The organism is Sedimentisphaera cyanobacteriorum (genome assembly GCF_001997385.1).
Classification (GTDB): domain Bacteria; phylum Planctomycetota; class Phycisphaerae; order Sedimentisphaerales; family Sedimentisphaeraceae; genus Sedimentisphaera; species Sedimentisphaera cyanobacteriorum.
Map to the genome: position 1 here is coordinate 1,291,756 of NZ_CP019633.1, position 25,594 is coordinate 1,317,349.

Here is a 25,594-nt window from a genome sequence, read left to right on the forward strand (position 1 = left end):
AATTCAAAAGAAAGGCCGGCAGTTAAAACCGGCCTTCTGATTCGCTTCGGGAATGAATACTTTTTAAAACAAACGAGAATCTTCCTCTTTCCTCTGCTGTTTGTATTTATCAATCCTCTTTCTGCAGACATCAGCATATCCCTGATCGACTTCATAGCCCACATACTTTCGATCTGTTTTCAACGCTGCCAATGCCGTTGTGCCGCTGCCCATGAAGGGGTCCAGTATAATATCCTCCTTATAAGAATACAGCTCTATAAGCCTTCTTGGGAGCTCTTCGGGAAACGGAGCGGGATGACCTACTCTTTTAGCTGATTCGGTATTCATATTCCATACAGATTTAGTCCATTCCATGAAATCTTCTTTGCTTATGGTGTTCTCTTTATCTTTCTTAGGCCTTTTAAAATCGCCTTTAGAAAAGACCAAAATATACTCATGAACATCCCTTAAAACAGGGTTAGAAGCTGATTTCCAACTGCCCCAAGCCATCGAAACTCCCGCTCCTGAGCCTTTGTTCCAGATTATCTCACCCCTCATTTTAAAGCCGATATCAAGCATAATCCGAGATATAAAATCTGACAGCGGGATATACGGCTTTCTGCCGATATTTGCAATATTCACGCAAGCGCGGCCGCCGTTAACCAGAACTCTGTAAGTTTCAGTGTAAACGTTTTTCAGCAAAGCAAGATACTCATCAAGGTCAAGATTATCATCGTAATCTTTAGATACATTGTACGGGGGAGAAGTTATCATCAAATGAAGCGAATTATCAGGAATCTCCTTCATATTTTGTGCATCAGCCTTTATCACTGTATTCAGCAGCTCCGAGGGAAACTCATTATCCGGTTCAGATGCGGAAGATTTGCTGAGATTTGAATAAATCTTGGAATTGTAAAACCCGCTTGAGTCGTGATTTATTCTTTTACTCGTTCCGAAAGAAGACGTTTTTGTACCTGAGCCCATACTATTGATCCTCCCACATATCAAGCCAGCGTTTGTATGCATCGAACTCTAAGTTATTCTTATCCCATTGTACCTGTATTTCAAAAGTATTATCGTGTTCCAGTATTTCATTGAAGGCCTTAGATGATATTTGAACACCCCTTGGATTTGTACCTCTTTTAGGAAACTTTAGATAGTTATTGCATCCCAAATTTCCAAAAACTGATTTTTGAACTTCTACAGGAATATAGTAGAAAGAACCAGCATTATACCAGTTTATTCTGACAAAGATAATATCACAAAAAGGACGATAGCTTTCGCAAAATTCGCTCACTTTATCCCAATCAACAGTCCAAATCAGCTTAAAACCTGACTTCCCTCTGCCTGTTTGTGTTTTTATAGAAATTGGCTTTTTACATACCTCTACATCAACTTCTTTCTGGGTTATTGGGATGTCTGTCTTAACATTATCCCGACCGAATTTGTAAATAAGCATAGCAATGATGATTCGCTCACGCAAAAAACCTACTTCCATCCCAATTTTTCCAGCACTTGAGCATTCCAATTCTGCTAGATGGAACATTGCCGGCAGTTTGCTTTTAATCTTTTCTACAAGAGCTTCATCGGCTCTAATAGATTTTAGAACAGCGTTATCATCCATAAAAACCTTCTAATTTTTATATTATATTCACTTATCTTACCATAGATTAAGAATTAAACAATTGAAAGAGCACTGCTTTCGTAAAGCAGCACTCCATTGATTTGCAGAAGCGAAATTCAAGATTTACCTCATTAATTTGTAAGCGTTTATCAGGCCGTTAGTAGATGCGTCGTGGGAATTGATTTTTTCATCTTCTTTCAGCTCCGGGAGGATTGATTTGGCCAGCTGCTTGCCCAGCTCCACGCCCCACTGATCGAAGCTGAAGATATTCCATATCACGCCTTGAGTGAATATTTTATGTTCATACATAGCAATAAGGCTGCCGAGGGTTCTTGGCGTAATCTTCTTAACGAGAATAGAGTTTGTAGGTTTATTACCTTCAAACACCTTGAACGGCAGGAGCGATTGAATCTGCTCATCTGTTTTGCCTGCATCTTTGAGTTCCTGCCTGACCTGCTCTTTTGTTTTGCCCATCATAAGGGCTTCGGTTTGTGCGAAGAAGTTTGAGAGCAGTTTGCTGTGGTGGTCTGATTCGGGATTGTGTGTTTGTGCAGGGGCTATAAAATCGCATGGTATAAGCTTTGTGCCCTGATGGATAAGCTGATAGAATGCGTGCTGGCCGTTTGTGCCGGGTTCTCCCCATACAATCGGGCCTGTCTGATAATCCACAGGATTGCCGGAACGGTCCACGGATTTGCCGCTGCTTTCCATATTCCCCTGCTGGAAATACGCGCTGAACCGGTGCATATACTGATCGTAAGGCAGGATTGCCTCGGTTTCAGCTTGGAAGAAATTGTTGTACCAGATACCGATAAGGGCAAGTATAACGGGCATATTCTTCTCAAAGGGCTGTGATTTGAAATGGCAGTCCATAGCCTCAGCTCCCTCGAGCAGTGCTGAGAAATTCTCGTATCCGATGGTGCAGGCAATTGAAAGGCCGATAGCAGACCAGAGCGAGTATCTCCCGCCTACCCAGTCCCAGAATACGAACATATTTGAAGGGTCTATGCCGAACTTCTCCACCTCGTTTTGATTTGTTGAAACAGCAGCAAAATGCTTTGCGACTGCTTCTTCACTCCCTGTTTTATCCACAAACCACCTGCGTGCGGTATGTGCGTTTGTCATAGTTTCCTGAGTTGTGAAGGTTTTGGAGGCAATGATAAAGAGGGTGGTTTCCGGATCAATTTTCTTGAGCGTTTCGCATATATGCGACCCATCGACGTTGGAAACAAAATGCGGGGTGATATTTTGCCAGTATGGCCTGAGAGCCTCAGTAACCATAACAGGGCCGAGATCAGAGCCGCCTATTCCTATATTCACAACGTCAGTGATCTGCTTTCCTGTGCAGCCTTTCCACTGTCCGCTGAGCAGTTTATCGCTAAAATCTTTCATCTGCGAACGAACCGCCCTCACCTTCGGCATCACATCCTCACCGTCAACGTAAACTGGCTCATTAGAGCTGTTTCTAAGGGCGGTATGGAGCACGGCTCTGCCTTCAGTTTCGTTTATTTTCTTCCCTGCAAACACCTTTTCAATCGCTTCTTTAAGCCTAGTCTCTCCAGCAAGGTCAATAAGCAGAAATAGTGTTTTCTCGGAGATCCTGTTTTTTGAATAGTCCAGCAGGATATCTTCAAATTTCAAAGAAAACTTTTCAAACCTTTCGGAGTCTTCGCTGAAGAGCTCCTTCATATGAGCGTTTTTCATATCATCAAAATGTGCGTTGAGCTCTTTCCAAGCAGAAGTTTCTGCGGGATTTATTTTATTAAGCATACGATAAAGTCCTGTAATAATATTAGCAATTTAATTCAACTTACCGGAAAGTAAATTATACCTATCAGGGAAAATTTTAAAAGCGTCTGGCTGGGAAACTTTCACAAAAAAAGGCCTGCTCATATAGAGCAGACCTTAGGGTATTTTCAAATATAAATCATTATTATCTTCCGGCACCGCCGAAGGGGTCAAAACCGGCGCCTCCGCCGAACGGATCGAAGCCGCCCTGTCCTTCGCCGCCTCGCTGCATGCCGCGGTTGAATCCGCCTGAGCGGGATTCCTTAACCGTGATATCACGCTCGGCCTTTGCGGTTATCGTTTTGTAGGCCTTTGTCATTGAAGAGCTCCAGTTGCGGTTTCTAATCGGAACAACGTTCACCTGCTGATCCTGAATATATACCATACTCTCATACTGCTTTTCTACGAAGTTTCCAAGCAGAGACCAAGTGCTGGTATCGACAGTGTCCACATAAACAGCGCCTGTTGCATAATCAAACTCTTCAGGTTCAGTTTCTTCTTCCTCCTGCTGATCTCTCTGCCCGGGGCGACGGCGTCTATCGTCCTTCTTCTCTTCAACTAACCTTCCAACGCTCTCTCCCGGTTTAACAAAGAAATCATGCAGATGCCACTGACCGAGCTCAAGCTTTGCAACCTTGCAGAGCACTCCGTTGGTTTTGCCGTCTGAAGGGAATATATACTGATTTTTAAGTATATCGAAGGATTTTGTGGGTTCTGTAAAATCACTCCAGAGAACCACATCATCATTGTATTCGCTGTACTGCTCGCTGAGCCATTCTTTGCCTGCTACAGGATTAAACACTCCGCATCTCATTCTGTATCGATAGGTTTGCCCGGGCGAAACAGAGTCGTCATGCGTCCAAACATTTATAACTCCGGAAAGCTCTTCGAGCTGCTGCCCCTCTTCTATGAGGAGCTTTTGATATTCTTCTTCCAAATCCACCTGCGGCCTTTGCGGAGTTTGCTCTTCCTGTCTTTCATCTCTTCTTCGCGTTCTTCTGTCGCGGTTTGTGTCCGGCTGATTCATACCCGGGTTGAAGCCTGCGCCGCCTCCGCCGCCTCCGCCAAACGGATCAAAGCCTCCGCCTCCGAGATCCTGCGTGTCTCTCTGAGGCCTTCTTCTTCTGTCTTCTCTTTCTTCACTTTCCTCCCTGCGCGATTCTCTGAGCTCTCTGAGCTCTTCGCGTCTTTGCATCTCAAGCTGCTTTTCATATTCATCATATAGCGACGGGGGATACCATTTCTGATCCACGACTGCAATATCGTACATCTGCGGCTGGAGTGCATTTCTCCAAACATCCGAGGTTCTAAACTGCGGCATAAGCACATTAAGCTTATTTGCCGCCTCTACATCGTAAACCTGCTGTATAAGCTCTGCATACTTATCCACCTTAGGCCTTTCGACGGTTTGCCATTCGCTCCAGCCTGAGGCCGTAAGCACCTGCCTCTGCATTTCAATGCCTGCAAAAACAGGACTTGCAAGGGTTTGGTCTCGCCATTCGGCCTTGATGCCGCGTCCTGCGAAAGTTCTTTTAAAGCTTGCAAGCAGCTCTGAAATATCAAACTCTGCCTGAAGGGTAACAACGTCAATATCTCTCGGTTCTACTTCAGCCTGTGAATAATCATTTGCCGGCTCGAGCTTGCTGAGAGGCATAAACCCAACCGTTCGCACCTTCTGTGCTGCAAGATTTGCAAGCTGCGGTATATCAGGCAGTCCATACTCCCTGTCTCCCTGAATTGCATCGAGCTCTGCAGCGGGCACTCCAATGGGCTGGAGGTCGAGCCCGCCTAAGCTGCTGTCCATCATAGATTTGAAATCATCCAGCTTAGCAGAATACTGCGGCTTGGGTTCGGGGGAGGATTCAAGTTTATTCTTAATAGCCTGAGTGTCCTCAAGTATTTCTCTGTCAACGTTTGCAGGGGAAACCTCCTGAGAACCATACTTTACGGCATTAGGCCCCATAATTACAAAATAGAGCAGTACCGCAAGTGAAAACAGCACCGAAACACCCAGCACTATCCAGTGTACAATACGTTCTATAGGACTTTCTTTAGATCTACTCATTATCTCTTCCCGTTAATTCTAAGAGGGTTATTTCGTTTTAATCTTCTTCGCCCTGCATCTTTGTTTTAATGCTTTCAGGGATAATTTCTTCGTAAGCCTTGCGGGCAAAAATATACTCGCATGATGCAGTCCACTGAACTACAGATTTATCGCCGTATCTGTAGTATTCGTGTGCCCTTGCATCACGCAATATCGGCATAGAACTCCAATCGAGTATTGTAATCTGATTGCCCTGATAGGTCTTTTCTTCCTGATTTCCGTCCCAGCCGTAAAACTTATGCATCTTTTCAGAACAGAGCTCTTCAACAAATTCCGGTATTTTGCTCTTCTCTATTACCACTGACACGCTGAAATGTATTACGTCCAGAGTTTCGTTATCGCCCACCCTGTTTGTAACAGAGCTTGCCACAAGAATGGGCTTGTTGTTTTCTGTAACGTAGTAAGGCTCGTCTATAATCTTGGATTTTCCTGCTCCCCTTGAAACGTAGTCAACATTGTCCGCCCTTTTCTGAAATCTCACAGCGAGCAGTCTTTTTAAGGGCGAGGCAAACACGCTCTGGGCATCTGCGTTGGCCGCTTTAACAGACTTAACTACATCCTGATACACCCATAAGGCAACCTGAGAATTCCAGCAGTCCTGAACCGCAATATTCTCCGATACAAACTCGTACTTATGCCAGAAATCGTACCACGGAAAATTCCTCGGGTTCATATAAACCGGGTTGGAAGCAGCTTTGTTTCTGCAGAGGGCTTCAACAATCGGATCCTCGCCTTCTTCACTTCTTGACCTTCTCTCGCGGGCAGCCTTAACATTCTTTATTTCCTGCTCGCTGGGAGCATCAACCCCGCCGGCATTTTCCACCATCTTCTCAACGGCTGTCCTGTACTTTTTAGAGTAGTCCGTAAACAGCTGCCTTGAAGTGTCGTCGGGCTTAGGAAAAATCTGATAGCTTATCAGCTCTCTCATTGTGGTCTGAAGGAACATATTCTCTATAGTTGATGCGTCTTCTTCATGCATATTCTGATAGGAAGCCTCAACCCTATACTGCTCTTCAGAAGGCGTTTGAGAAGCTAATCTGCGAACCTGCGAACCCATTGAAACGCTGTCCTGCATATTGTCTTTCAAAGCAGAATTCGAAAGCCACGTAAGCACGAGTACAACAAGGCCTGCCAATGCGATAGCAGACGGTATTATTATAGTTAAATATCTTTTTAGGAAATTCATTAAATTCTCCAGCTAAGCATCTATTATTCAGCGACCTCTGTCTCAGAGTCGGCTTCGGGGGCATCCTTCCAAAGGAACTTGAACTTCAGCTTGAACCAATGGTCTCTTATAACATACTCTTTCTCGCTGTAGTCGTCGAATTGGATAACGCCGCTCTCGTCTGTCTTTACCACCTTACTCATCTCTTCCCCTGTAACAGGGTCAATGAGAACTGTTTCTTCTTCGAGTATATCTTGGCCGGCCTTTGCCTTGCTTTCTTCGGGGTCTAACCTCTCAACAGTTTTTTCAACGCCGATACCTACAGGCATTTCGCTGCTGTCTGGGGAAACCGGGCCTGTTTCATATTCAAAGTGATTCGAGGATTCCTTCTGGAAGAGCTCTATGTCATACCTTTCGAAAATTTCTTTGAAATTCTCAAGGCGTGTAACAAATCCCCATTTATCCTTGTTATCACCAACGCCGGCAGGGTCCATAATCTTGCCGATTTCGCTGTAAGGGGAATACCCTTCAATCACAACAACAAATCCTGGGCCGTCTTCTTCTGTTTCTTCTTCATCGGTTCTTTGCTCAGTATCCATACCGCCCATTCCGCCGACAGTTCCGCCGCCGCCGAAGGGGTCGAAGCCGCCTCCTCCGCCGCCGCCAAACGGATCGAAGCCGCCTCCTCCGCCAAAGGGGCTGGCAGTTCTGTCTGTTCCGCCTCGCTCGGTCTGCTTTCTTGTCTCAGAAAAAGCGGTTGTTTTTACGCTGTCTGTATAATCTATAACGAGGCTCGATACAAATATCTGCTTTCTTTCAGAACGTGGAGTCTGCTTGACCTTTTCAATGTTGCCGTTTTTGAAAGCCTCATAAAGCTCGGCCTGCTCTGGGTTGTTCTCAGCATTCGGCATACAGAAGCCTATACCCTGAACAACAGAGGGTATAATATCCCTGTTGTCAAAGTAATCCATATACTTTGCTATTTTCTCTTCAAGCTTTTCATCCTTCTGCTTCTGCTCATCGAGTTTGCTGATAGCATCCTGAGCTCTGTCTATTACCGCTTTGACTTCTCTTCTTGTATCCTGATTTGCGCTGTAAGCAATCTTGTCTGCCATGCTTTTCCCGAAGGCTGCAATACAGGCTAAAAGGAAGATAAAAGCTGCTGCATACATATAAACAGACTTCTGCTTCCAAGCCATAGACCTCGCTACGTTTGTAGGCAGAAGATTTGCATTTATCGGGGCTTTACCCAATGCCTGAAGGCCGATTCCGTAAGCCACGCTGTTGTCTAATATGTTTTGGTGGAAGCTTGCCGCAGAAACTCCCGACCCCAGCTTAACCTTCTTGAATTCGGTGGGCATAAACATCTTGATCCCGAGACTCTGCTGGAGATACTTTGCAAGCCCCTGGAGCTTAAAGCCTCCGCCAAGGCCTATCACACGAACAAAATCTACCTTGTGGGCATCAGAATAGTATCCAAGTGATCTCTGTATCTCTTCTGAAAGTTCTGTGTAGGTGCGGCGCATCGCCTGGAATATCTGCTTGGCATACTTGCTGGACTGTGAATTCCTTTTGAGCTTTTCGGCCTTCGCAAAATCAATCTTGAATGCGTCTGCGACAGCTTCTGTAAAATCATTGCCGCCCATAGGTATGCATCTTTGCCATACCGAATTTCCGGAACATACCACAAGGTTTGTATTGTCCGTTCCGATATCAAGCAGAACTATAGCCTTGCCTGGATTCTTGAGCACATCAGGGAATTCATAGGCGGCATAGTTATAGATAGCCATCGGAGCCATCTGAACATAATTAACACGAATGCCGGCTTCAGTGTAATGGGAAAGGATAGACTCAACCAGCTCATTCTTGATTGCAAAGATTCCAATAGATGTGTCCGGGGAATCCTCCTCGCTCATCAGCTCGTAATCCCATTCAACTTCGTGTATGTCGAAAGGAATCTGCTGAGCGGCCTCATGCCTTACCAGCTTTGAAAGCTGCTTTTTATCTACAGGAGGAAGCTTTACGAACCTGGCAAAGCTTGTCTGCCCGGGTACTGATATCGCCACCTCTTCACCTCGAAGATCGTGCTTTGAGGCGAATTTCTTTATCGTTTCTGCCGCATACTGCTCTTTCTGCTCTTCGCCCACTTCAGGAGCGCTGAGCAGCTGCCTGTGCTCGATGAGTTCTGATTCAAGAACCTCAACGGTTTCGCCGTCTAACCTGAGATGCAGTGCCCTCAAGGCTCGACTGCCCACATCTAAAGCCCATACGTATTCGCTGCCAGATGCCATATATCACAGTCTCCTTGCCCGCCCTGAAAAAGCAGGGCTTGTTTTTGGTTACAATTTTTATATCTTCTGGAGTATGGTAACATTTTATATAACTACGCTGGGATGTAAAGTAAACCAGTACGAAAGTCAGCAAATTAGGCAATTTTTGCGGTCAAAAGGGCTCAGTCAGACGTTCAAACCCGATAATGCCGACATTGCTGTGGTGAGAACCTGCTGCATAACCAAAAACGCCTCATCCAAGAGCAGGCAGGCGATAAAGCGAATACACAAAGCCAACCCCGAATGCGTTATTATTGCCAACGGATGCCTTATAGATTCAAAAACTGAAGAGAAACCTGAGGAATTGAATAATCTTATTTTCCAAAGAAAAAATTATCCGCTTGAGCAGGTTTTAGAGCAGGTTTACGGAAAACTGAAAACAGACGAAAAAATTTTTGATATAGGGCTGAAAAACTACGGCCTGCAGACAAGGGCTTTTCTGAAAGTACAGGACGGCTGCGACGGCTTCTGCAGCTACTGCATAATACCGAAAATCAGGACTGAAATTTCATCAAAACCTTTAGACAATATCTTGAAAGAGTCTCGGGAGCTTGTGAATTCCGGACACAAGGAGATTGTGCTTACCGGTGTGTTCCTCGGGGCGTACGGGAAAGAAACCGTAAAGAGAAACCGTTGGAACGAGAGGGTAAACCGTGAATTTCTGGAGCTCGTGGATTCAGTTGCGCAGACCCCAGGGCTGGAAAGGCTCAGGCTCAGCTCTGTAGAGCCGGGCGATATAAGCGAAGAGCTGATGGAGATTTATAAGTGCCGCGGAAACCTTGCCCCGCATTTCCATATCTCGCTTCAGTCCGGCAGCAGCCGGGTCTTGAAGCTTATGAACAGGCAGTACAGCAGCGAAACCTTCCGGCATAAGATTGATCTAATAAAATCAAGCCTGCATAAGCCGGCAGTTACTACTGATTTGATTGCAGGTTTTCCGGGAGAAACTGAGGCGGATTTTGAGGATTCTTTAGCGATGTGCAGATATTGCGGCTTCTCGAAAATGCACGTTTTCAGCTATTCCTCGCGTTCTGGAACAGGCGCTGCAAATATGAAGGGCCATCTGCCCGCCGGGGTAATTAAGCAAAGAGCAGCGAAGCTCTCACAAACAGGCGATAAGCTTGCTGAGGAATTCCGGGATTCTCTTGTCGGAGAAGAAGCGGGAGTAATAATCGAAGATCAGGAAAACCAGAGCGGCAAGTGCGAGAGATATCTCGACATAAAACTCACTGAAGGCTGCTTTGAGAGAGGCAAGCTGGTGCGTTCAGAAATCCTGCCCGGCGGGAAAGAGGCAAAACCGCTCTTCGAATGAAAATAATCTTGCATGATCAATTAACGCAAACCTAGAGGACGCACCCTTTTATTCCGCTCCACAGAACTTAACCCAATTCAATCTATACGAACAACATAAGGATCTCGTTTATAGGTCAAAGTTAAAAGTACCAACAGCTCGGTGGAAATCGGACAGTGCTGTATAATAATCCCACCCGGCTTGTGCCCTGTTGCCTTCAGCCCTGACCAGGGCGGTACGGGCGTCGAGCAGATCGTTAGTGGTGGATTGTCCGACCTGATATCTTTCCTGTGTAAGTCTCATACCTTCCTGTGCTTCTTCTACAATAGTTTTTGTAGCTTCCAGTGCCTGATATGCCTCTTTCAGTTTTGCAAAGTCATTCCAAACCTGCTGTTTAACTTCGAGAATCAGGTTTTGCAGAAGCGCCTCTTGCTCGGAAAGCTGAGCCTTAGCATGCCTGACATTGTTGTCTCTGGCAAAGCCGTCAAAAAGCGGCAGTTCTACGAAGATTCCGACCATCCAGCTGTCATCATTCGGGAAAAAACCGTCGTCCTGTCGGCCGTAGCTTGCCCTTGCCGAAACATCCGGACCGTATTCACTTTTTGCTGCCTTAATATTACTCTTTGCTGCTGATATCCTGTTTAAGGCTGCTTTTAGTTCGGGACGCAGATATACGGCTTTCTGTAATGCTGAATAAAGACGTTTTTTCGTAGGCTCCTGAAAAGCTGGGTGCTGATCATTGATACTTACAGGTATTTCAGCAGGTAAACCCATTGACCTGTTTAGTTGTCCCTGTGCTATTCGAATCATTTTTTGTGTCCGCACAAGCGACAGATTAGCCTCTGAAACATCAACCTTTACTCGTAAGACTTCTGCCTGGGGGATCTGGCCTGCGCTGCGACGCTTTTGGGCGATTTCCAGATGATTTTCAGCTTTTCTTAGGTTTTGCTTCGCAATCTGATTGGCATCCTGTGCTGCCAGATAGCCGTAATATGCCCTGTGGACATTCTGGATAATATCCTGGCGAATTTCTCTGGCGGTTTGCTCGCTTGCCTGCTGCCGAAATAAAGCAGACATGAGTTCGGCTCGACGTTTTCCGCTGTCATATAAACTATAGCGAAGATTTAAACTTGCCGTCCAGTCCTCGGTTGGTCCGACGGTGCTTGACATGCCTGGCCTGGTAACCCCCTCCGGCAGGAATATATGTCTTTCCCATCGGCTGTAACCGCCGGTCGCGTCAATCTGGGGGTAATAGGATGAACGTCTCAGGCCGACAATAGCTTTTGCTGCCGCAACACCTTCTGATGCCGCACGCTGAAGAGGATTTTTATCCAGCGCTATCGCCACACACTGATTAGTCGCCCCTGAAAAAGTTTTAAATTTTCCTTAAATTCTTTTCTGATAATGGTTTATATGATTGAAAAGCTTTCGAGATATGGTATAATATTGCAAGTGTTTATCTTACATCTATCAAAACATTGCAATATTGGGACAAAATAATGAAGGCAAAAAACAATAAAGCAGGCTTACTCTTTCAGCAGCCATTAAAACCTCTTGTAAATCCTGATCACTCTTTAGTCCAACTCTCAGAGGTTGTCAACTGGTCTCGCTTTGAAGAGAAGTTTGGCAGTTTATACAGTCCTGATTCAGGCAGGCCGGCCAAGCCGATTCGCCTGATGGTCGGCCTTCAGTATCTCAAGTACACTTTCAATCTCAGCGATGAAGCAATCGTTGCCGGCTGGGTTGAGAATCCTTACTGGCAGTATTTCTGCGGCGAAAGATACTTCCAGTACGAGCCTCCTATTGATCCAACCAGTATGACTAAGTGGCGTAATAAGGTAAAATCTGATGGTCTTGAAGAGCTGCTCGAAGAAACTATCAAAGCCGGCTTGAAGCTTAAGGTTATCAAAAAGAACGATTTCAACAAGCTCGTTGCAGATACAACCGTTCAGCAGAAGAACATCACTTATCCGACCGACGCAAAACTCTGCCACAAACTGCGCATTAAGCTTGTAGATCTTGCAAAAGCATCAAAACTCCAACTTCGCCAAAGCTACGAAAGGGTTGGAAAAAGGGCGTATGTAATGCAGGGCAGGTATCGACGTGCAAGACAGTTCAAAAGAGCTAAAAAAGAAGTGAAGAAATTAAGGAACTACCTGCGGCGAATTACGAAAGAGGTCGAGCGGAATATAGCAGGCAATGAGCAGTTAAGAATAATTTTTGATACATTGCTTCAAGCCGCTAAGAAGCTTTTAGCCCAGACAAAGAAAAGCAAAAATAAGCTCTACAGTATTCACGAACCTCACGTCTGCTGCATTGGGAAAGGCAAAAGCCACAAGAAATATGAGTTTGGAAATAAGGTTGGAATTGTAACTACTGCCAAGAATAATTTTATCGTAGGAGCGTTGGGCTTTGAAGGAAACCCTTATGATGGCCATACTCTTCGGGCTAATCTGAAGCAGACAATGAATTTAATCGGGAGAGAAAAGCTTGGAGATGTTTATGTTGATGGAGGATACAAGAAACATGGCTGCGAAGATATTGGAAATGTTGAAATTGTAGAAAAGGGCTGGCGAAAAAAGAAACGAAGTATCAAGAGGTGGATTAAGAGAAGATCGAGCATAGAACCAACGATAGGCCACCTCAAAGAAGACAACAGGTTGGGAAGAAACTTCTTGAAAGGTGTAGAAGGGGACAAAATGAACGCCCTCGGCAGCGCTTTTGGGTACAATATGCGTAAACTTCTAAAGAAGTTTACTTTTGCCTATATTTTTATGCTTAAAATTATTGAATTTTACAGAAATTTGGCAATGAAAAGCAAATTAAAGACTCGATTAGCCTGATATATTTTTTTAGTTTCCCCAAAATCATTGATTTTTCAGGAACGACTAAATATATAGGAGAAAATGCCGTTGTTATTCTTAATGAATTTGGGCAAGTTGTAACAACATGGGCTACTTCTTCAAGTGCTTGGAGGTAATATAAGATGGCAAATGTAAATATAATAGGTACAACTGGTGACAGTATCAATATGTTGATTTCCAGACGAACTTATCCGCAGGAGCAGGATAAATGGGATGGAAATTGGCTGAACACTCAAATTAAGATTAAAGTTGGGAGTTTCTCAGGGAAAACAGACGCATTATTGAGAAGCGATGAGTTTGAACAATTATCAAAAGCAATTGAACAGTTTCTTTATAAAAAAGTGGAGTCTGTAACATTTTCGCCTATGGAACCCTGGATATGTTTTAGGGCAACAAAAAACCGAAAACAGAATATTGAGTTTGCTGGAGAGGTCACAGACCGTCTTGGAACTGGAAATATTCTAAAATTTCAACTTGAACTATCTCTGCCCGATCTTAAAAAAATACTTGAAGAGATAAATGCTGTACTACATGATTTTCCAGTAAAGCAGTAAAGGAATATTATGATAGGACATTACAAATGACACTTTGGGCTGTAGCTCTCCCATAGAATTGAACACTTTAAATTAGACGGTTCCTGAATAATATAAACCAACTCAAATATTTAGAAAGGAACTTAAAATGCGAAGATCGAGGTTTAGTGAAAGCCAGATACTTTCGATTCTCAAGGAGTCAGAAGCCGGTTTAGAGGTCAGTGATTTGACCAGTAAATACGGCATATCCCGTGCCACATTTTACAACTGGAAGAGCAAGTATTCTGGTATTGGCGGCAGTGAGATAAGGCGTTTACGCGAGTTAGAGCGAGAGAACGGCAAGCTCAAAAAGATGTATGCGGACTTATCATTAGAGAATAACGTTCTCAAGGATTTAATAGAAAAAAACTTCTAAAGCCTGCCGAGCGAAAGGATTTTGCCAGGCAGGCACATTCTAAGGGCTTATGCGTGCAATCATCTTGTAAAGCAGCAGGCATCAGCCGGGGCAGTTTTTACTATACTCCTTCAAGAAACGATGATGCTGAGGTAAAAAGACAGATAGAGCTGGTAATAGATTCCCGTCCTCGACGCGGATTTCCAAAGATATTCGACAGTATCCGCCGCAAGGGATATAGCTGGAATCACAAAAAGGTTTATCGTGTTTATAAGGAAAATGAATTTCAGCTTAACAACCGTAAAAAGAATTTGATAAGGCAAATAGAGCGTAAACCTATGCCAGAAGCCACGAGAGCTAATGAGATATGGAGTATTGATTTTATGAGCGATAGTTTGAGTAATGGTCGGCCATTCAGGGCTTTCAACGTTATCGATGAGTTTAACCGTGAGGCATTGGATATTGAGATCGACACGAGCTTACCTTCGCTTCGCATAATTCGTAGCCTTGAATTAATAGGCTCTGATCGGGGTTTCCCCGCTTTATTCGCAGCGATAATGGGCCGGAATTTAGGAGCCTTCAATTTCGCAGGTTCTGCTGCCGAAACAGAATCAGGCACCGCCGTATAGAAGCAGGCAAGCCTCAGCAAAACAGTTTTATTGAACGATTCAATCGGAGTTATCGAGAGGATATACTTGATATGTACAGTTTTAAGAATTTATCAGAAGCTCGTAATTTAACTTTAGATTGGCTTATAGAATATAATTATGAGCGTGGGCACGAATCACTGGGAGGGAAAGCTCCTGTAGAGTATGTCCGCAGTTTTTTGCCTTTCACCCCTCAAAATAATTCTGAAGGGGCAAAAGGAAAAAACTGCTGTTTGAAGGAATTTGTCTAATTATTACTGTTCAAAGACAGGGGAGAGGCACACTATTAACGGACAATGGATGTTTGCTGCAGCAATGGCTTCGGCAATACTTACTTATGTAGTGGTTTCTCTGCTTACCTGCAAACAGAATTTCAACCTCGAAAAAATGCTCCATAGAGGAAAATATAAAATAGAAGGAGAAGAAGACACAAGAGAAAAACCTAAACGAGGCCTGAGCATCTTCGGGGTTACAGAAGAGTTTTCCAAGAGCGATAAATTTATTTACTTTATAACAATCTTCTGGTCTCTGGGCTGGATGGCGGTGTTTTTAATTGGAACAGCGTATGCTTTGATCTCCGGGGATACAACAACCATGGGATGGGCGAAATTCTGGCAGCTTCAGTTCTGGATATTAATAGCAGTTTCTGTAGTTGTTAGTATATGGCTCCTGATAGGCGGAATAAAAAATATGATAGAAATGTTCGTTGACCTGAAAACACTAAAGAGAAACGAATTGGATGACGGTAGAGTCGTGGGGAGTCATAATTTAAGCGATGAAAAAACCAGCCCGGATGGGGACGAATAAAATCAGGCTTAATAATTAGACGCCTGTGAGAAAAATATTGATTTAGCACGGACGACTATACTTTATAATAAAAGAGCTCCGCTGAACACAGAGAATCAGCTTGGTTGATTTTAAGCAGCGTGAAGCAGCGAACAGCTTTAATGTGCTGATTACGGCCTTTTATTATTTGAGTTCTAATTTCGACGAAAGAAAAAGTTTAAAATGAAAAAGATATTGGGTTTTATTATAATGGCCTCTTTACTTTTATTCGGCAATTCATGCAGTAAATTAGATATATCTGCAAATAAAGAAAAAACATATTCAGTTAAACGCATCAATGAGCCATTGGAAATTGATGCAAAATGGAACAAGCCTTTTTGGCAGAACATTGACCCGCTTACAGTTGCGCAGTATATGGGGGATAAGCCTGAGTTTATACCAAAAGTGAAGGCAAAGCTTGCTTATGACCAAGAAAACATATACGTCATATTCAAAGTTGACGACAGATACGTTAAAGCTGAAGCTGAAGGCTATAATTCACCTGTGTGTCTTGACAGCTGCGTTGAGTTCTTTTTCACTCCAAGCGATAATATCAAGGACGGTTATTTCAATCTGGAAACTAACTGCGCAGGCACAATACTGATGTACCACCAGCTCGAACGGGGCGTAGAAGCAAAACCAATGAGCGAAGCAAAGCTCGACCAGATAGAAATAGCTCACTCAATTCCGGGCTTAGTAAAGGAAGAGATAAAAAAGCCCTTAACATGGACATTGGAATATCGTCTGCCTTTAAGCATCTTGGAAAGCCGTTCAGCATTAACCAAGCCGGCATCAGGTACAATATGGAAAGCTAACTTCTACAAATGCGCTGATAACACTTCTAATCCGCACTGGCTGACATGGTCATTCGTTGATAAGCCATACCCAGACTTCCATAGGCCTGAATTCTTTGGAACGCTGATTTTTGAGTAAGCTTTGACTGCTGTCTGCGGTATTAATTTACAAGTTAGGCTCTGCTTCGCTTAAATCCTAACTTGTTTGAATGGGGATTATTCGAGCTGAATTAGATCATTAGCCCCCAATGTGGGTATTCTTAAAATGAAGCGGAGAGCTTCCATGAAACTTTTTGAAGTTTCTTGAGAAATGGTACGGGTCTTCAAATCCTACTTCATAGCCCACCTCACGAATTGTCAAGTTTGTCGTTAATAATATGCTTGCGGCCTTGTTGAGCTTCAGCCTCATTATGTATTCTTGAGGCGTGATATTTGAATACCTCTTAAACAATCTTGACATATATCTTATGTTAACCGAGCACGCCTCTGCAACATCCATAGGCGAAATGATTTCAGAGAATTTTCCGTCAATGTACTTTTTGCACTTCCTGTATTTTTCAAGTGATAAGGTATGATTGTTTTCAGAGGGCGAAAGGCTTAATGTTTGCTCAAGAATAACAGCCTCAAGATACAAAGAGCACAGTCTTGAGGAAAGTTCCATCTCCTCTAAACCCTTTTCAAGGATCACTTCAGTTAGAAAATCAATTCGCGAAAAGTTAGTAACTTGAACTACTTTGCCATTGCCCAACCCCGCAGTTTCGAAAAGTTTACTTGCGTAAGTGCCAGTGAATGCAAGAAAGATATGCTCCATCGGGTCATCCTTATTGCACCTGTAGTGGTGAGGTGTACCAGGAGCAAAAGCCCCTATCGTACCCTTTTTGAGTTTATAATCTTGCGTATCAATTTCAAAAAAACATTCGCCCTTCGTTGGTATCTCAAGAACATAATACGGGTAGGTTCTTCTCTGTATCTCAAAATCCGGAGCGCATTCTTCGTATCCGCCAAAGACAACAGCGAGCTTTTCTTTTGTATCCGGCTTGGTGTCAAAAAAGAAATATTTCGATTTCTCATCATTGACACTTCCCTCAAGGGCAAGATGCGTCTTCTTTTCTATTTGCTCTTTCTGTTTCACCGCTTTCTCCCAAAGTTACTTATATCCATTATTATGTTACTTGGCTCTATGGAAGTCAAGGATAATTATGGGATAATCAAAAAGCGAATTGCAATACTGAAAACAGAAAGCGCATTATGATATTCAGCGAAAAATTTAAAACAAAAACAGAGTATGTCCGCCTTGTCGGCGACGAAAGAAGAACCGGAGAAACCCTTGCAGATGTTTCAAGAAGCTGGCAGGGAAAAGGAGAACGGTTTCTTTTTGTAAGCCCTCATGACGATGATGTTTTATTGGGTGCAGGGCTTTTTATGCAGCTTGCTGTTAAAGAAAACGTGCCTGTATATATAATGGTCGTTACAGACGGTTCAATGGGTTATTGCGATGAGAATGAGAAAAATTCGATTGCTGAGCTCAGAAAACAAGAGACCTATGAATGCTATATGTCTCTTGGCATACCTCGCGAGAATATAATCTGGCTTGGCTTTCAGGACTGTCGATTAAACAGCTGTCAGGGACGAAGGTTTGATGAGGGCGAGATGTCGCTTAAAGGGGCAGAAGGCCTTCAGAATTCATTCACCTATTGGATTAGAAACATAGCGCCCACCCAGTGTTTCCTGCCTACCTCAAGTGATATACATCCAGACCACAAGATCGTACATCAAGAGTTTTTGATAAGCCTGTTTCATGCAGCAGGCGATATATGGCCTGAGCTTGGCAAGCCTATATCAAAGGTTCCTTATGTCCATGAGATGGGTGTGTACTGCGACTTCCCTGAACCGCCCCATTTACGGGTTAAGGCGCCGTTTTCACTGCTTGAAAAAAAGCTGCAGGCAGTGGAAATGTTCAAATCACAAAAGCAGATCAGCTCACTCATTGAGATAGCCGAAAATTCAGGCCCTTATGAATACCTGCGAGAATTAAAGTATAAGCTTTATCATCCTGAAGCCTATTATGCGATGTTTGAACGCAGCCATCATTATTATCTGCAGAGGCAGAGATGAGCATGAAAGACATTCTATACTTAGGCGATACCGACCTCCGGCAGCAGGGAGGATACCTTGCAGGGATTATGTCTTACAGCGGCATGAGTTTTGATTACCTCGCATCCAACTTACCTTTTGATGAGAATCTGCTGAAAAACAGCTACAAAGCTGTTGTGATAAGCGATTATCCTTCTTCAAATTTTACAGCAAGCCAGTTAGAGCAGTTAGCGGCGAAGGTAAAGCAGGGAACGGGCTTGATAATGATAGGAGGATGGGAGTCGTTTCAGGGGCTGGAAGGCAATTACAGCGACACTGCCCTTGCAGAAATTCTGCCTGTCAGTATTTCAGAAAATGATGACAGGATGAATTGCTCCTCGCCCCTGCTGATATCAAGAGAATCCCTGCACCCTGCAGTTTCTGAGCTGCCCTTTGACAAGCAAACTCCTGTGATAGGCGGGCTCAACAAAGTTACGCCCAAGCCGAATTCTGATGTAATCCTGAAAGCTGTAAAGTTTTCGGCGGGCAAGACAGAATCCTCCTCATATAACTTCAGTGAAGAAAAAAGCTATCCGCTTCTTATTACTGGCTCCAGCGGGAGCAGCCGAACAGCTGCCTTTACCTCTGATGTTGCGCCGCATTGGGCAGGGCAGCTGCTTGACTGGGGCGAAACCCGAATACATGCGCAGGCAGAAGGCGCAGAAGCTATTGAAGTTGGCAATTATTACGCTCAGTTTTTCAGAAATATTCTTAAATGGTTAATGAAAGAAATATAATAAGCAAGGGACAATTATGGCAAAAGGCAATGCAATTATAGGCCAGTCCGGCGGGCCGACATCAGTTATAAATGCATCTCTTTCAGGCGTAATAGAAAACGCTTTGAAATCTGAAAATATTGATAACGTTTATGGGATGCGTTATGGGATAGAAGGTTTTATGGCTGGAGATATAATCGATCTTGGAGCTGAATCTAAAAGCTCAATCAAAGCTCTCAAAAACACCCCTTCAAGCGCTTTAGGCTCGTGCAGATACAAACTCAAAGATGAGGATATTCCGCAGATCATTGAAATTTTTGCTAAATACAACATACGTTTTATGTTCCTGATCGGCGGTAATGATACAATGGACACGATCCATCGCATCGAAGCTTACGCAAAGTCCAGCGGCTATGAAATAATTGCTGTGGGCATCCCGAAGACTGTAGATAATGATCTGTTCGGGACAGACCATACACCTGGATTCCCTTCAGCGGCAAGGTATATGGCACTTTCTGTAATGCAGGCGGGCATTCTTGCAAGAGATATGAAAAATGTTGACCAGTTCGTTGTGTACCAATGTATCGGAAGAGAAGCAGGCTGGCTTGTCGGAGCCAGCGGGGCAGGGAAGAGAAAAGAATTTGATGCTCCTCATATAATGTGCTTTCCTGAACGCCCTTTTGACAAGGCAAAATTTCTGGCAGATGTAAAGAGATGCTATGACCAGTACGGCTTTGTCTCCATCGTTTGCGGCGAAGGGATCGCTTATGCAGACGGCACACCCGTATCAGACTCAGATACGAAAGATAGATTCAATAATGTTGAGTTCGGTGCAATGGGCGGAACAAGTGCAGCAATGGCCCTGCACCAAATGACTGCAAACGAGTTTGGGTTCAGAGGAGAATTCCAGATCACAGAATCTTTGCCGATGTGCGCTGCGGACAGAGCAGCATCGCTTGATATTGAAGAGGCTTACATTTGCGGAAGAGATGCTGTTCAGCTAGCAGAAAAAGGCGTTACGGGTGTTATGGTTACTATTGAAAGATACGGCGATGTTTTCAATTATCACTCCAAGACCTCTACCGCTCCATTGTCAGAAGTTGCCGTGAGTGCAAAGCCTATGCCCGATGAATTTATCAATCCTGAAGGAAATTTTGTAACAGATGCCTTCTTTGAATACTTAACACCTCTTATCGGCGAGATGCCAAAGTATGCAGCTTTAAACTATAAACCAGTTCCATTAATGGCTTGAAAGGAAAAATAAAATGAATTATCAATCAAAATACGACCAGTTTGCATTGTGCCGTGAGATGCTTCAAACGCCTGATATTATCAGAAATTTTTCATTATTAGGCTGTTCGGAGCTTGTAAATTCTATAAAACAAATCGGGAGCCTTTTTCTTACAGGTGAGGGTTCAAGCCGAATATTCCCTGCCAAAAATGCTATATATAATGCTATGGCTCAGGGCTCTGCATTAAAGCTTGCCACTGAAGGCGCAAGACAGGCAAGTGAATATGACCTCTCAAAAAGTATAGTGTTTGGAGCCTCTAACAGCGGCTCTACAAAAGAAGTTATTTGTCTTATAAACCAGCTTAAAGAAAAGGGACATATAAACTGCTATGGTCTTACCGCAAGAAAGAACACAAAACTTTCCGAAATCTGCGACGACACGTTTGTTTTGAGCTGCGGTTGGGAGGAAGCAGTTGCTGCAACTAAAAGCGTAGCTGAACAGGCACTGTTCTATCAGGAGCTTATCCGGCAGGTGGAAGGAAGCAGCATTTCCCCCCTGCTCTCAGAACTTGCACACTCTGTGCAGGATGTTCTTCAAGTTGATGTACCAAGCGAGATTACTGATTCGATTGCAAATGCCGAGACGATCTATTTTGCCGGCAGAAATGACGGAGTTGCAGAAGAGCTTACGCTCAAAACAAACGAGATTACAAGAAAGAAAAGCGACTACCTTGAGGGAACTTATGCCGTCCATGGAATCGAGGAAGTATTGAATAAGGATGATGCTGTTATCCTTATGAACCCCTTTAAGCCAGAGCTTGAAAAGATCAAAGAAACGCTTGCAGACGGTGTTGGGCTTAATGTTATAGCAGTTTCAGATGAACAAACAATATTCCCGACTATCAAGGTTTCGCCGGTGCAGGGAGTAGAAGGATATACGTATCTTGCAGCTGGCTGGAACATTCTTGTCGAAGTTGGCGTGAGGCTTGGGATAGAACTTGATAAAGCTGAAAGAGCACGAAAAGTGGGCAATGAAATCGTAGGCTGAAGCTAAAAACTCCCCTGAAAGCAGATCTGCCATAACTTTATAAGTTTTGGGAGATCTGCTTTTTTTTGTGGGATATATTGCTCTGCAAAATTTGGGCGTGCCCTAAAAAACTGGCAATCTCGAAGGGATTCTCAGCATATCTCCCTGCGGCGAAACCGAACGCTTAAGCTGCCAATAACCCTGCTGAGGCAAAATTAAATGTATACAAAGCTCTAAATTACTTATTTTATCCGACAGAAAAATATCATTAACTTTTAATCATATCCAATAGAACGCTTTTCAATCCTATATTTTAACAGAATCCCGCCAAAAACAGCTTTATTGCCCGCAGAGAAGCGATATAATAGCATCCTGCTTGAAATAAAAATTAAAAAGCTCTTTCTTAATGAAAAGAAAGCTTCAAATGAAAATAACACCTTACGGCAAAAAATTAGACATAGACGGGCTTATGGAATCTCTGCGTATATCTTTCGATAACTATAAGATTCCCATCGTAACACTTATAGCGGTTCAGGAGAAAGACCCGTTCAAGGTGCTTATCTCCACCATGCTATCTTCGAGAACGAAAGACCAGACAACAGCAGCTGCATCAAAAAGGCTTTACGAAAAAGCAGGAACCCCGGAAAAGCTTGCAGGACTGGCTGTTGCAGATATCGAGAAACTCATCTATCCGGTAGGCTTCTGGCGTACAAAGGCCCCTCGAATAAAATCCGCCGCAAAAAAACTTATAGAAAGCTTTGATGGACAGGTTCCTCAGAGCCTCGAGGAGCTGATGAGCTTTGAAGGGGTGGGCAGGAAAACGGCAAATCTTGTGCTCGGCGAGGCATTCCGCAAAGAGGCAATATGCGTTGATGTGCATGTGCACCGAATATCAAACCGTCTCGGGATTATCGAGACAAAAACCCCATACGAAACAGAGCAGATGCTTGAAGAGGTGCTGCCCAGAAAGCATTGGATAAGGTACAACACCTATATCGTTGCACACGGCCAGCAGATATGCAAACCACTCTCGCCTCTTTGCTCTCAGTGTCCTATAACTTCCTACTGCAAACAGATAGGGGTTGAAAAAAGACGGTAAAACGTTAAACTTCTCGTTTGTTTTGTGAAGATTTTCAGGTTCGGCAAATGGAAAAAAGCTTCAAAGTTATAAAAGGTGATATAACACAACAGAAGACTGATGCTGTAGTAAACGCAGCAAATAAGACCCTGCTCGGGGGCGGCGGTGTTGACGGGGCAATTCACAAGGCCGCAGGCCCGATGCTTCTTGCCAAATGTGTTACTCTCGGCGGCTGCAAAACCGGCGAGGCCAAAATAACACCGGGATACAACCTGCCCGCTGAATACGTAATTCATACTGTAGGGCCTGTATGGAGAGGCGGAGACTACAACGAGCATCAGCTCCTTGCAGACTGCTACAAAAACTCCCTCAGGCTTGCAGAAGAATACAGGCTCAGTTCTGTAAGCTTTCCTTCGATTAGCACAGGTGCATACCGCTTCCCCCTGCCCGAGGCAGCGAAGATTGCAGTAAGAGAGATTGGTAAGTTTCTTCAAACTTCAAAAAACGTAAAGGAAATTTATATGGTTGCATTCTCTGATTCTGCATACCTAACCTATAAACACGCACCAAAAGAATAAACTCTTAAGCACGATCACCTTCTAATAAACAGTTTTTTATGGCTCTATGAGTCAATCAGCAACTTTTTCATAATTTTATTTAGAATTGGTTTGACTTAGCTTCTCAATTCTATAGAATTCCACGTTCCTTGTCAGCGAAGGCTGTCGAGGAGTTCTTTAACAACTTAACAGGGTACAGACCAGAATCGTTAGGAGTGCTTTAATTTTTGCGGCTCGCACCGCATAATTAAGGCTTAAATAATAACACAGGTGTGTTATAAATCATACTCCTTGCGAGAAACTGGAGTGTGAAGCATCCGTAAAAAAGAAATCACACAAATCGCTTAAACAGTAGATTTATGAGATAAGGATTTAAATTGAAGAGTTTGATCCTGGCTCAGAACGAACGCTGGCGGCGTGGTTAAGACATGCAAGTCGCACGAGCCTTTCATGGCTAGTGGCGAAAGGATGAGTAACGGATAGGTAACGTACCCGATGCACAGGTATAGCGTCGAGAGCTTGCTCTCTACCGAAAGGGGCGGTAATACCTGATAACATTGCCAGCTGCAGGGCAGGCAATCAAAGATTTATCGGCATCGGAGCGGCCTATTCCCTATCAGTTAGTTGGTGAGGTAACGGCTCACCAAGGCAACGACGGGTAGCGGGACTGAGAGGTTGGTCCGCCATATCGGGACTGAGACACTGCCCGGACCTCCACGGAGGGCTGCAGTAACGAATCTTGGGCAATGATCGAAAGATTGACCCAGCGACGCCGCGTGCAGGAAGAAGCCCCTCGGGGTGTAAACTGCTGTCAAGAGCAAGTAAGCGCAAGCAGAACTACTCTAAAGGAAGTCACGGCTAACTTCGTGCCAGCAGCCGCGGTAATACGAAGGTGGCGAGCGTTGTTCGGAATCACTGGGCTTAAAGCGTACGCAGGCGGTTTTCTAAGCGTTCTCTGAAATCCCCCGGCTCAACCGGGGAATTGGGGGGCGAACTGGAAAACTTGAGGCATACAGGGGCGGGTGGAACTCTTCGTGGAGCGGTGGAATGCGTAGATATGAAGAGGAACGCCAGAGGTGAAAACGGCCCGCTGGGTATGACCTGACGCTGAGGTACGAAAGCATGGGTAGCGAACGGGATTAGATACCCCGGTAGTCCATGCCGTAAACGATGTGCACTGGTTCGCAGTAATTCTGACATTATTGCGGGCGTAGCAAAAGTGTTAAGTGCACCGCCTGGGGAGTACGGTCGCAAGGCTAAAACTCAAAGGAATTGACGGGGGCTCACACAAGCGGTGGAGCATGTGGATTAATTCGAAGCAACGCGCAGAACCTTACCTGGGTTTGACATGTTTGGATGCCTTCCTGGAAACAGGACCGGGCTGCTCTCTTCGGAGAGTGAAACTTACACAGGTGCTGCATGGCTGTCGTCAGCTCGTGTCGTGAGATGTTGGGTTAAGTCCTTGAACGAGCGAAACCCTTGCCGTTAGTTGCCAGCAGGTTAAGCTGGGGACTCTAACGGGACTGCCGGTGTTAAACCGGAGGAAGGCGGGGATGACGTCAAGTCCTCATGGCCTTTATGCCCAGGGCTTCACACGTGCTACAATGGCAGATACAGATCGACGCAAAGCCGTGAGGTTGAGCAAATCGCACAAAGTCTGCCTCAGTTCGGATTGTTCTCTGGCAACTCGAGAACATGAAGTTGGAATCGCTAGTAATCGCGTATCAGCAATGACGCGGTGAATATGTTCCTGAGCCTTGTACACACCGCCCGTCAAGTCATGGAAATCGGGAGCACCCGAAGTCGGCTTGTCAACTCTTCGGAGAGACGGCTGCCTACGGTGAACTCGGTAACTGGGACTAAGTCGTAACAAGGTAGCCGTAGGGGAACCTGCGGCTGGATCACCTCCTTTCTAAGGGATGAAAAACTAAGCAGTAAGGCAATTAGGCCAAAATTTTAGCTGCTTAGCCTTTTACGTCAGACTCCTTAACGATTCAGTGCCCTGATAAGAAATTTAAAGCTCGGTGAGTAATATCGCCGAGCTTTTTTTAATGCCCACAGGCTTGGCCGCATTATAAACGCAGCTCGGAAAAAAAATCTCGCAGATTTATGCCGCATCAAAGTTTATTATCCACAGATGACACGGATCGCACAGATAATTTTATGAATGTAAATCATTGCTATAAAATATCTTACAAAAATCTTCGTGTCCTTCGCTCCCTTAGTGGTTTAAACCAATCCCACAAAGTTTAAACAAATTCCCCGCCCAAAAATCCTTTCGATCCTGTCTAAAGATCGAGTTTTTCATTGTCAAGAGCTTATAAAAATTTATCGCCGAAATCATCATAGCTTAGACAATCTGCTTGGGGTATATGTTGTATTTTTTGATTTTGTAGCCCATCATCCTTTCTGTAAGCCCGAGCTGCTGGGCTGCCTTTCTCTGCTGGCCTCTGTTTTTCTTCAAGGCATCAACTATCATCTCCCTTTCGAAATTTTCCACCATCTCAGGCAGCG

General features: G+C 44.3%; 20 protein-coding genes, 1 rRNA gene and 1 pseudogene. 13 read left to right on the forward strand and 9 right to left on the reverse strand.

Features of this window, described 5'->3' with window-relative positions; all coding sequences use genetic code 11:
• Positions 1 to 63: 63 nt before the first annotated feature.
• The 6 genes from L21SP3_RS05045 to pilM form a co-directional block, all read right to left on the reverse strand.
• Positions 64 to 963, reverse strand: a complete 900-nt coding sequence (locus tag L21SP3_RS05045; protein ID WP_077539733.1) for a DNA-methyltransferase — start codon at positions 961 to 963, stop codon at positions 64 to 66.
• 1 nt (position 964) lies between these two features.
• On the reverse strand, positions 965 to 1,603 hold the full coding sequence (locus tag L21SP3_RS05050) for a ThaI family type II restriction endonuclease (protein ID WP_077539734.1): 639 nt from the start codon (positions 1,601 to 1,603) through the stop codon (positions 965 to 967).
• A 123-nt stretch (positions 1,604 to 1,726) separates the two neighbouring features.
• Positions 1,727 to 3,373 (reverse strand): glucose-6-phosphate isomerase, encoded by a 1,647-nt coding sequence (gene pgi / locus L21SP3_RS05055; RefSeq protein ID WP_077539736.1) that lies wholly within the window; start codon positions 3,371 to 3,373, stop codon positions 1,727 to 1,729.
• Positions 3,374 to 3,536: 163 nt separating this feature from the next.
• A complete protein-coding gene (locus tag L21SP3_RS05060) occupies positions 3,537 to 5,456 on the reverse strand; it encodes a hypothetical protein (RefSeq protein ID WP_077539737.1) in 1,920 nt (639 codons plus the stop codon).
• 37 nt (positions 5,457 to 5,493) lie between these two features.
• Complete coding sequence (locus tag L21SP3_RS05065; protein ID WP_077539739.1) at positions 5,494 to 6,681, reverse strand: hypothetical protein; 1,188 nt, start codon at positions 6,679 to 6,681, stop codon at positions 5,494 to 5,496.
• A gap of 23 nt (positions 6,682 to 6,704) precedes the next feature.
• Complete coding sequence (gene pilM, locus L21SP3_RS05070; protein WP_077539740.1) at positions 6,705 to 8,951, reverse strand: type IV pilus assembly protein PilM; 2,247 nt, start codon at positions 8,949 to 8,951, stop codon at positions 6,705 to 6,707.
• A gap of 73 nt (positions 8,952 to 9,024) precedes the next feature.
• Here pilM and mtaB point away from each other — a divergent pair, with 73 nt between their 5' ends.
• Complete coding sequence (mtaB, locus tag L21SP3_RS05075) at positions 9,025 to 10,302, forward strand: tRNA (N(6)-L-threonylcarbamoyladenosine(37)-C(2))-methylthiotransferase MtaB (RefSeq protein ID WP_161488107.1); 1,278 nt, start codon at positions 9,025 to 9,027, stop codon at positions 10,300 to 10,302.
• A gap of 108 nt (positions 10,303 to 10,410) precedes the next feature.
• On the opposite strand, the gene L21SP3_RS05080 is transcribed toward mtaB, so the two are convergent.
• Complete coding sequence (locus tag L21SP3_RS05080) at positions 10,411 to 11,628, reverse strand: TolC family protein (protein WP_077539742.1); 1,218 nt, start codon at positions 11,626 to 11,628, stop codon at positions 10,411 to 10,413.
• 152 nt (positions 11,629 to 11,780) lie between these two features.
• On the opposite strand from L21SP3_RS05080, the gene L21SP3_RS05085 reads away from it, so the two are divergent.
• The 5 genes and pseudogenes from L21SP3_RS05085 to L21SP3_RS05115 all read left to right on the forward strand — a co-directional run bounded on the left by L21SP3_RS05085 (position 11,781) and on the right by L21SP3_RS05115 (position 16,477).
• Positions 11,781 to 13,124: an IS5 family transposase gene (locus L21SP3_RS05085; RefSeq protein ID WP_227806789.1), complete on the forward strand. Its 1,344-nt coding sequence runs from the start codon at positions 11,781 to 11,783 to the stop codon at positions 13,122 to 13,124.
• A gap of 143 nt (positions 13,125 to 13,267) precedes the next feature.
• Complete coding sequence (locus tag L21SP3_RS05090; protein WP_077539743.1) at positions 13,268 to 13,699, forward strand: WapI family immunity protein; 432 nt, start codon at positions 13,268 to 13,270, stop codon at positions 13,697 to 13,699.
• A 127-nt stretch (positions 13,700 to 13,826) separates the two neighbouring features.
• Positions 13,827 to 14,970 (forward strand): annotated as a pseudogene (locus tag L21SP3_RS12360) (IS3 family transposase).
• Positions 14,971 to 15,019: 49 nt separating this feature from the next.
• Complete coding sequence (locus L21SP3_RS05110) at positions 15,020 to 15,526, forward strand: hypothetical protein (protein WP_077539748.1); 507 nt, start codon at positions 15,020 to 15,022, stop codon at positions 15,524 to 15,526.
• A gap of 201 nt (positions 15,527 to 15,727) precedes the next feature.
• Positions 15,728 to 16,477: a carbohydrate-binding family 9-like protein gene (locus L21SP3_RS05115; protein WP_227806818.1), complete on the forward strand. Its 750-nt coding sequence runs from the start codon at positions 15,728 to 15,730 to the stop codon at positions 16,475 to 16,477.
• Positions 16,478 to 16,576: 99 nt separating this feature from the next.
• Here the strand turns inward: L21SP3_RS05115 and L21SP3_RS05120 are convergent, their stop codons facing one another.
• Entirely contained in the window at positions 16,577 to 17,470 is an 894-nt protein-coding gene (locus L21SP3_RS05120; protein WP_077539750.1) for an AraC family transcriptional regulator, read from the reverse strand.
• Between the two features lie 116 nt (positions 17,471 to 17,586).
• On the opposite strand from L21SP3_RS05120, the gene L21SP3_RS05125 reads away from it, so the two are divergent.
• From L21SP3_RS05125 to L21SP3_RS05155, 7 genes are all read left to right on the forward strand, one after another.
• A complete protein-coding gene (locus tag L21SP3_RS05125) occupies positions 17,587 to 18,453 on the forward strand; it encodes a PIG-L deacetylase family protein (protein ID WP_077539752.1) in 867 nt (288 codons plus the stop codon).
• A 2-nt stretch (positions 18,454 to 18,455) separates the two neighbouring features.
• Positions 18,456 to 19,208 carry a glutamine amidotransferase gene (locus L21SP3_RS05130; RefSeq protein ID WP_227806819.1) on the forward strand — a complete coding sequence of 251 codons (753 nt, stop codon included), beginning with the start codon at positions 18,456 to 18,458 and terminating at the stop codon, positions 19,206 to 19,208.
• Between the two features lie 16 nt (positions 19,209 to 19,224).
• Positions 19,225 to 20,439, forward strand: a complete 1,215-nt coding sequence (locus tag L21SP3_RS05135) for a 6-phosphofructokinase (protein WP_077539755.1) — start codon at positions 19,225 to 19,227, stop codon at positions 20,437 to 20,439.
• 13 nt (positions 20,440 to 20,452) lie between these two features.
• Positions 20,453 to 21,466 (forward strand): SIS domain-containing protein, encoded by a 1,014-nt coding sequence (locus L21SP3_RS05140; protein WP_077539756.1) that lies wholly within the window; start codon positions 20,453 to 20,455, stop codon positions 21,464 to 21,466.
• 403 nt (positions 21,467 to 21,869) lie between these two features.
• Positions 21,870 to 22,544, forward strand: coding sequence for an endonuclease III domain-containing protein (locus L21SP3_RS05145; RefSeq protein WP_077541847.1), 675 nt, complete (start codon positions 21,870 to 21,872; stop codon positions 22,542 to 22,544).
• Positions 22,545 to 22,591: 47 nt separating this feature from the next.
• Positions 22,592 to 23,101 carry an O-acetyl-ADP-ribose deacetylase gene (locus tag L21SP3_RS05150; RefSeq protein ID WP_077539758.1) on the forward strand — a complete coding sequence of 170 codons (510 nt, stop codon included), beginning with the start codon at positions 22,592 to 22,594 and terminating at the stop codon, positions 23,099 to 23,101.
• Positions 23,102 to 23,454: 353 nt separating this feature from the next.
• Positions 23,455 to 24,992 (forward strand): 16S ribosomal RNA (locus L21SP3_RS05155).
• A gap of 438 nt (positions 24,993 to 25,430) precedes the next feature.
• Here L21SP3_RS05155 and L21SP3_RS12365 read toward each other — a convergent pair.
• Entirely contained in the window at positions 25,431 to 25,583 is a 153-nt protein-coding gene (locus L21SP3_RS12365; RefSeq protein WP_390612113.1) for a helix-turn-helix domain-containing protein, read from the reverse strand.
• Positions 25,584 to 25,594 lie beyond the last annotated feature (11 nt).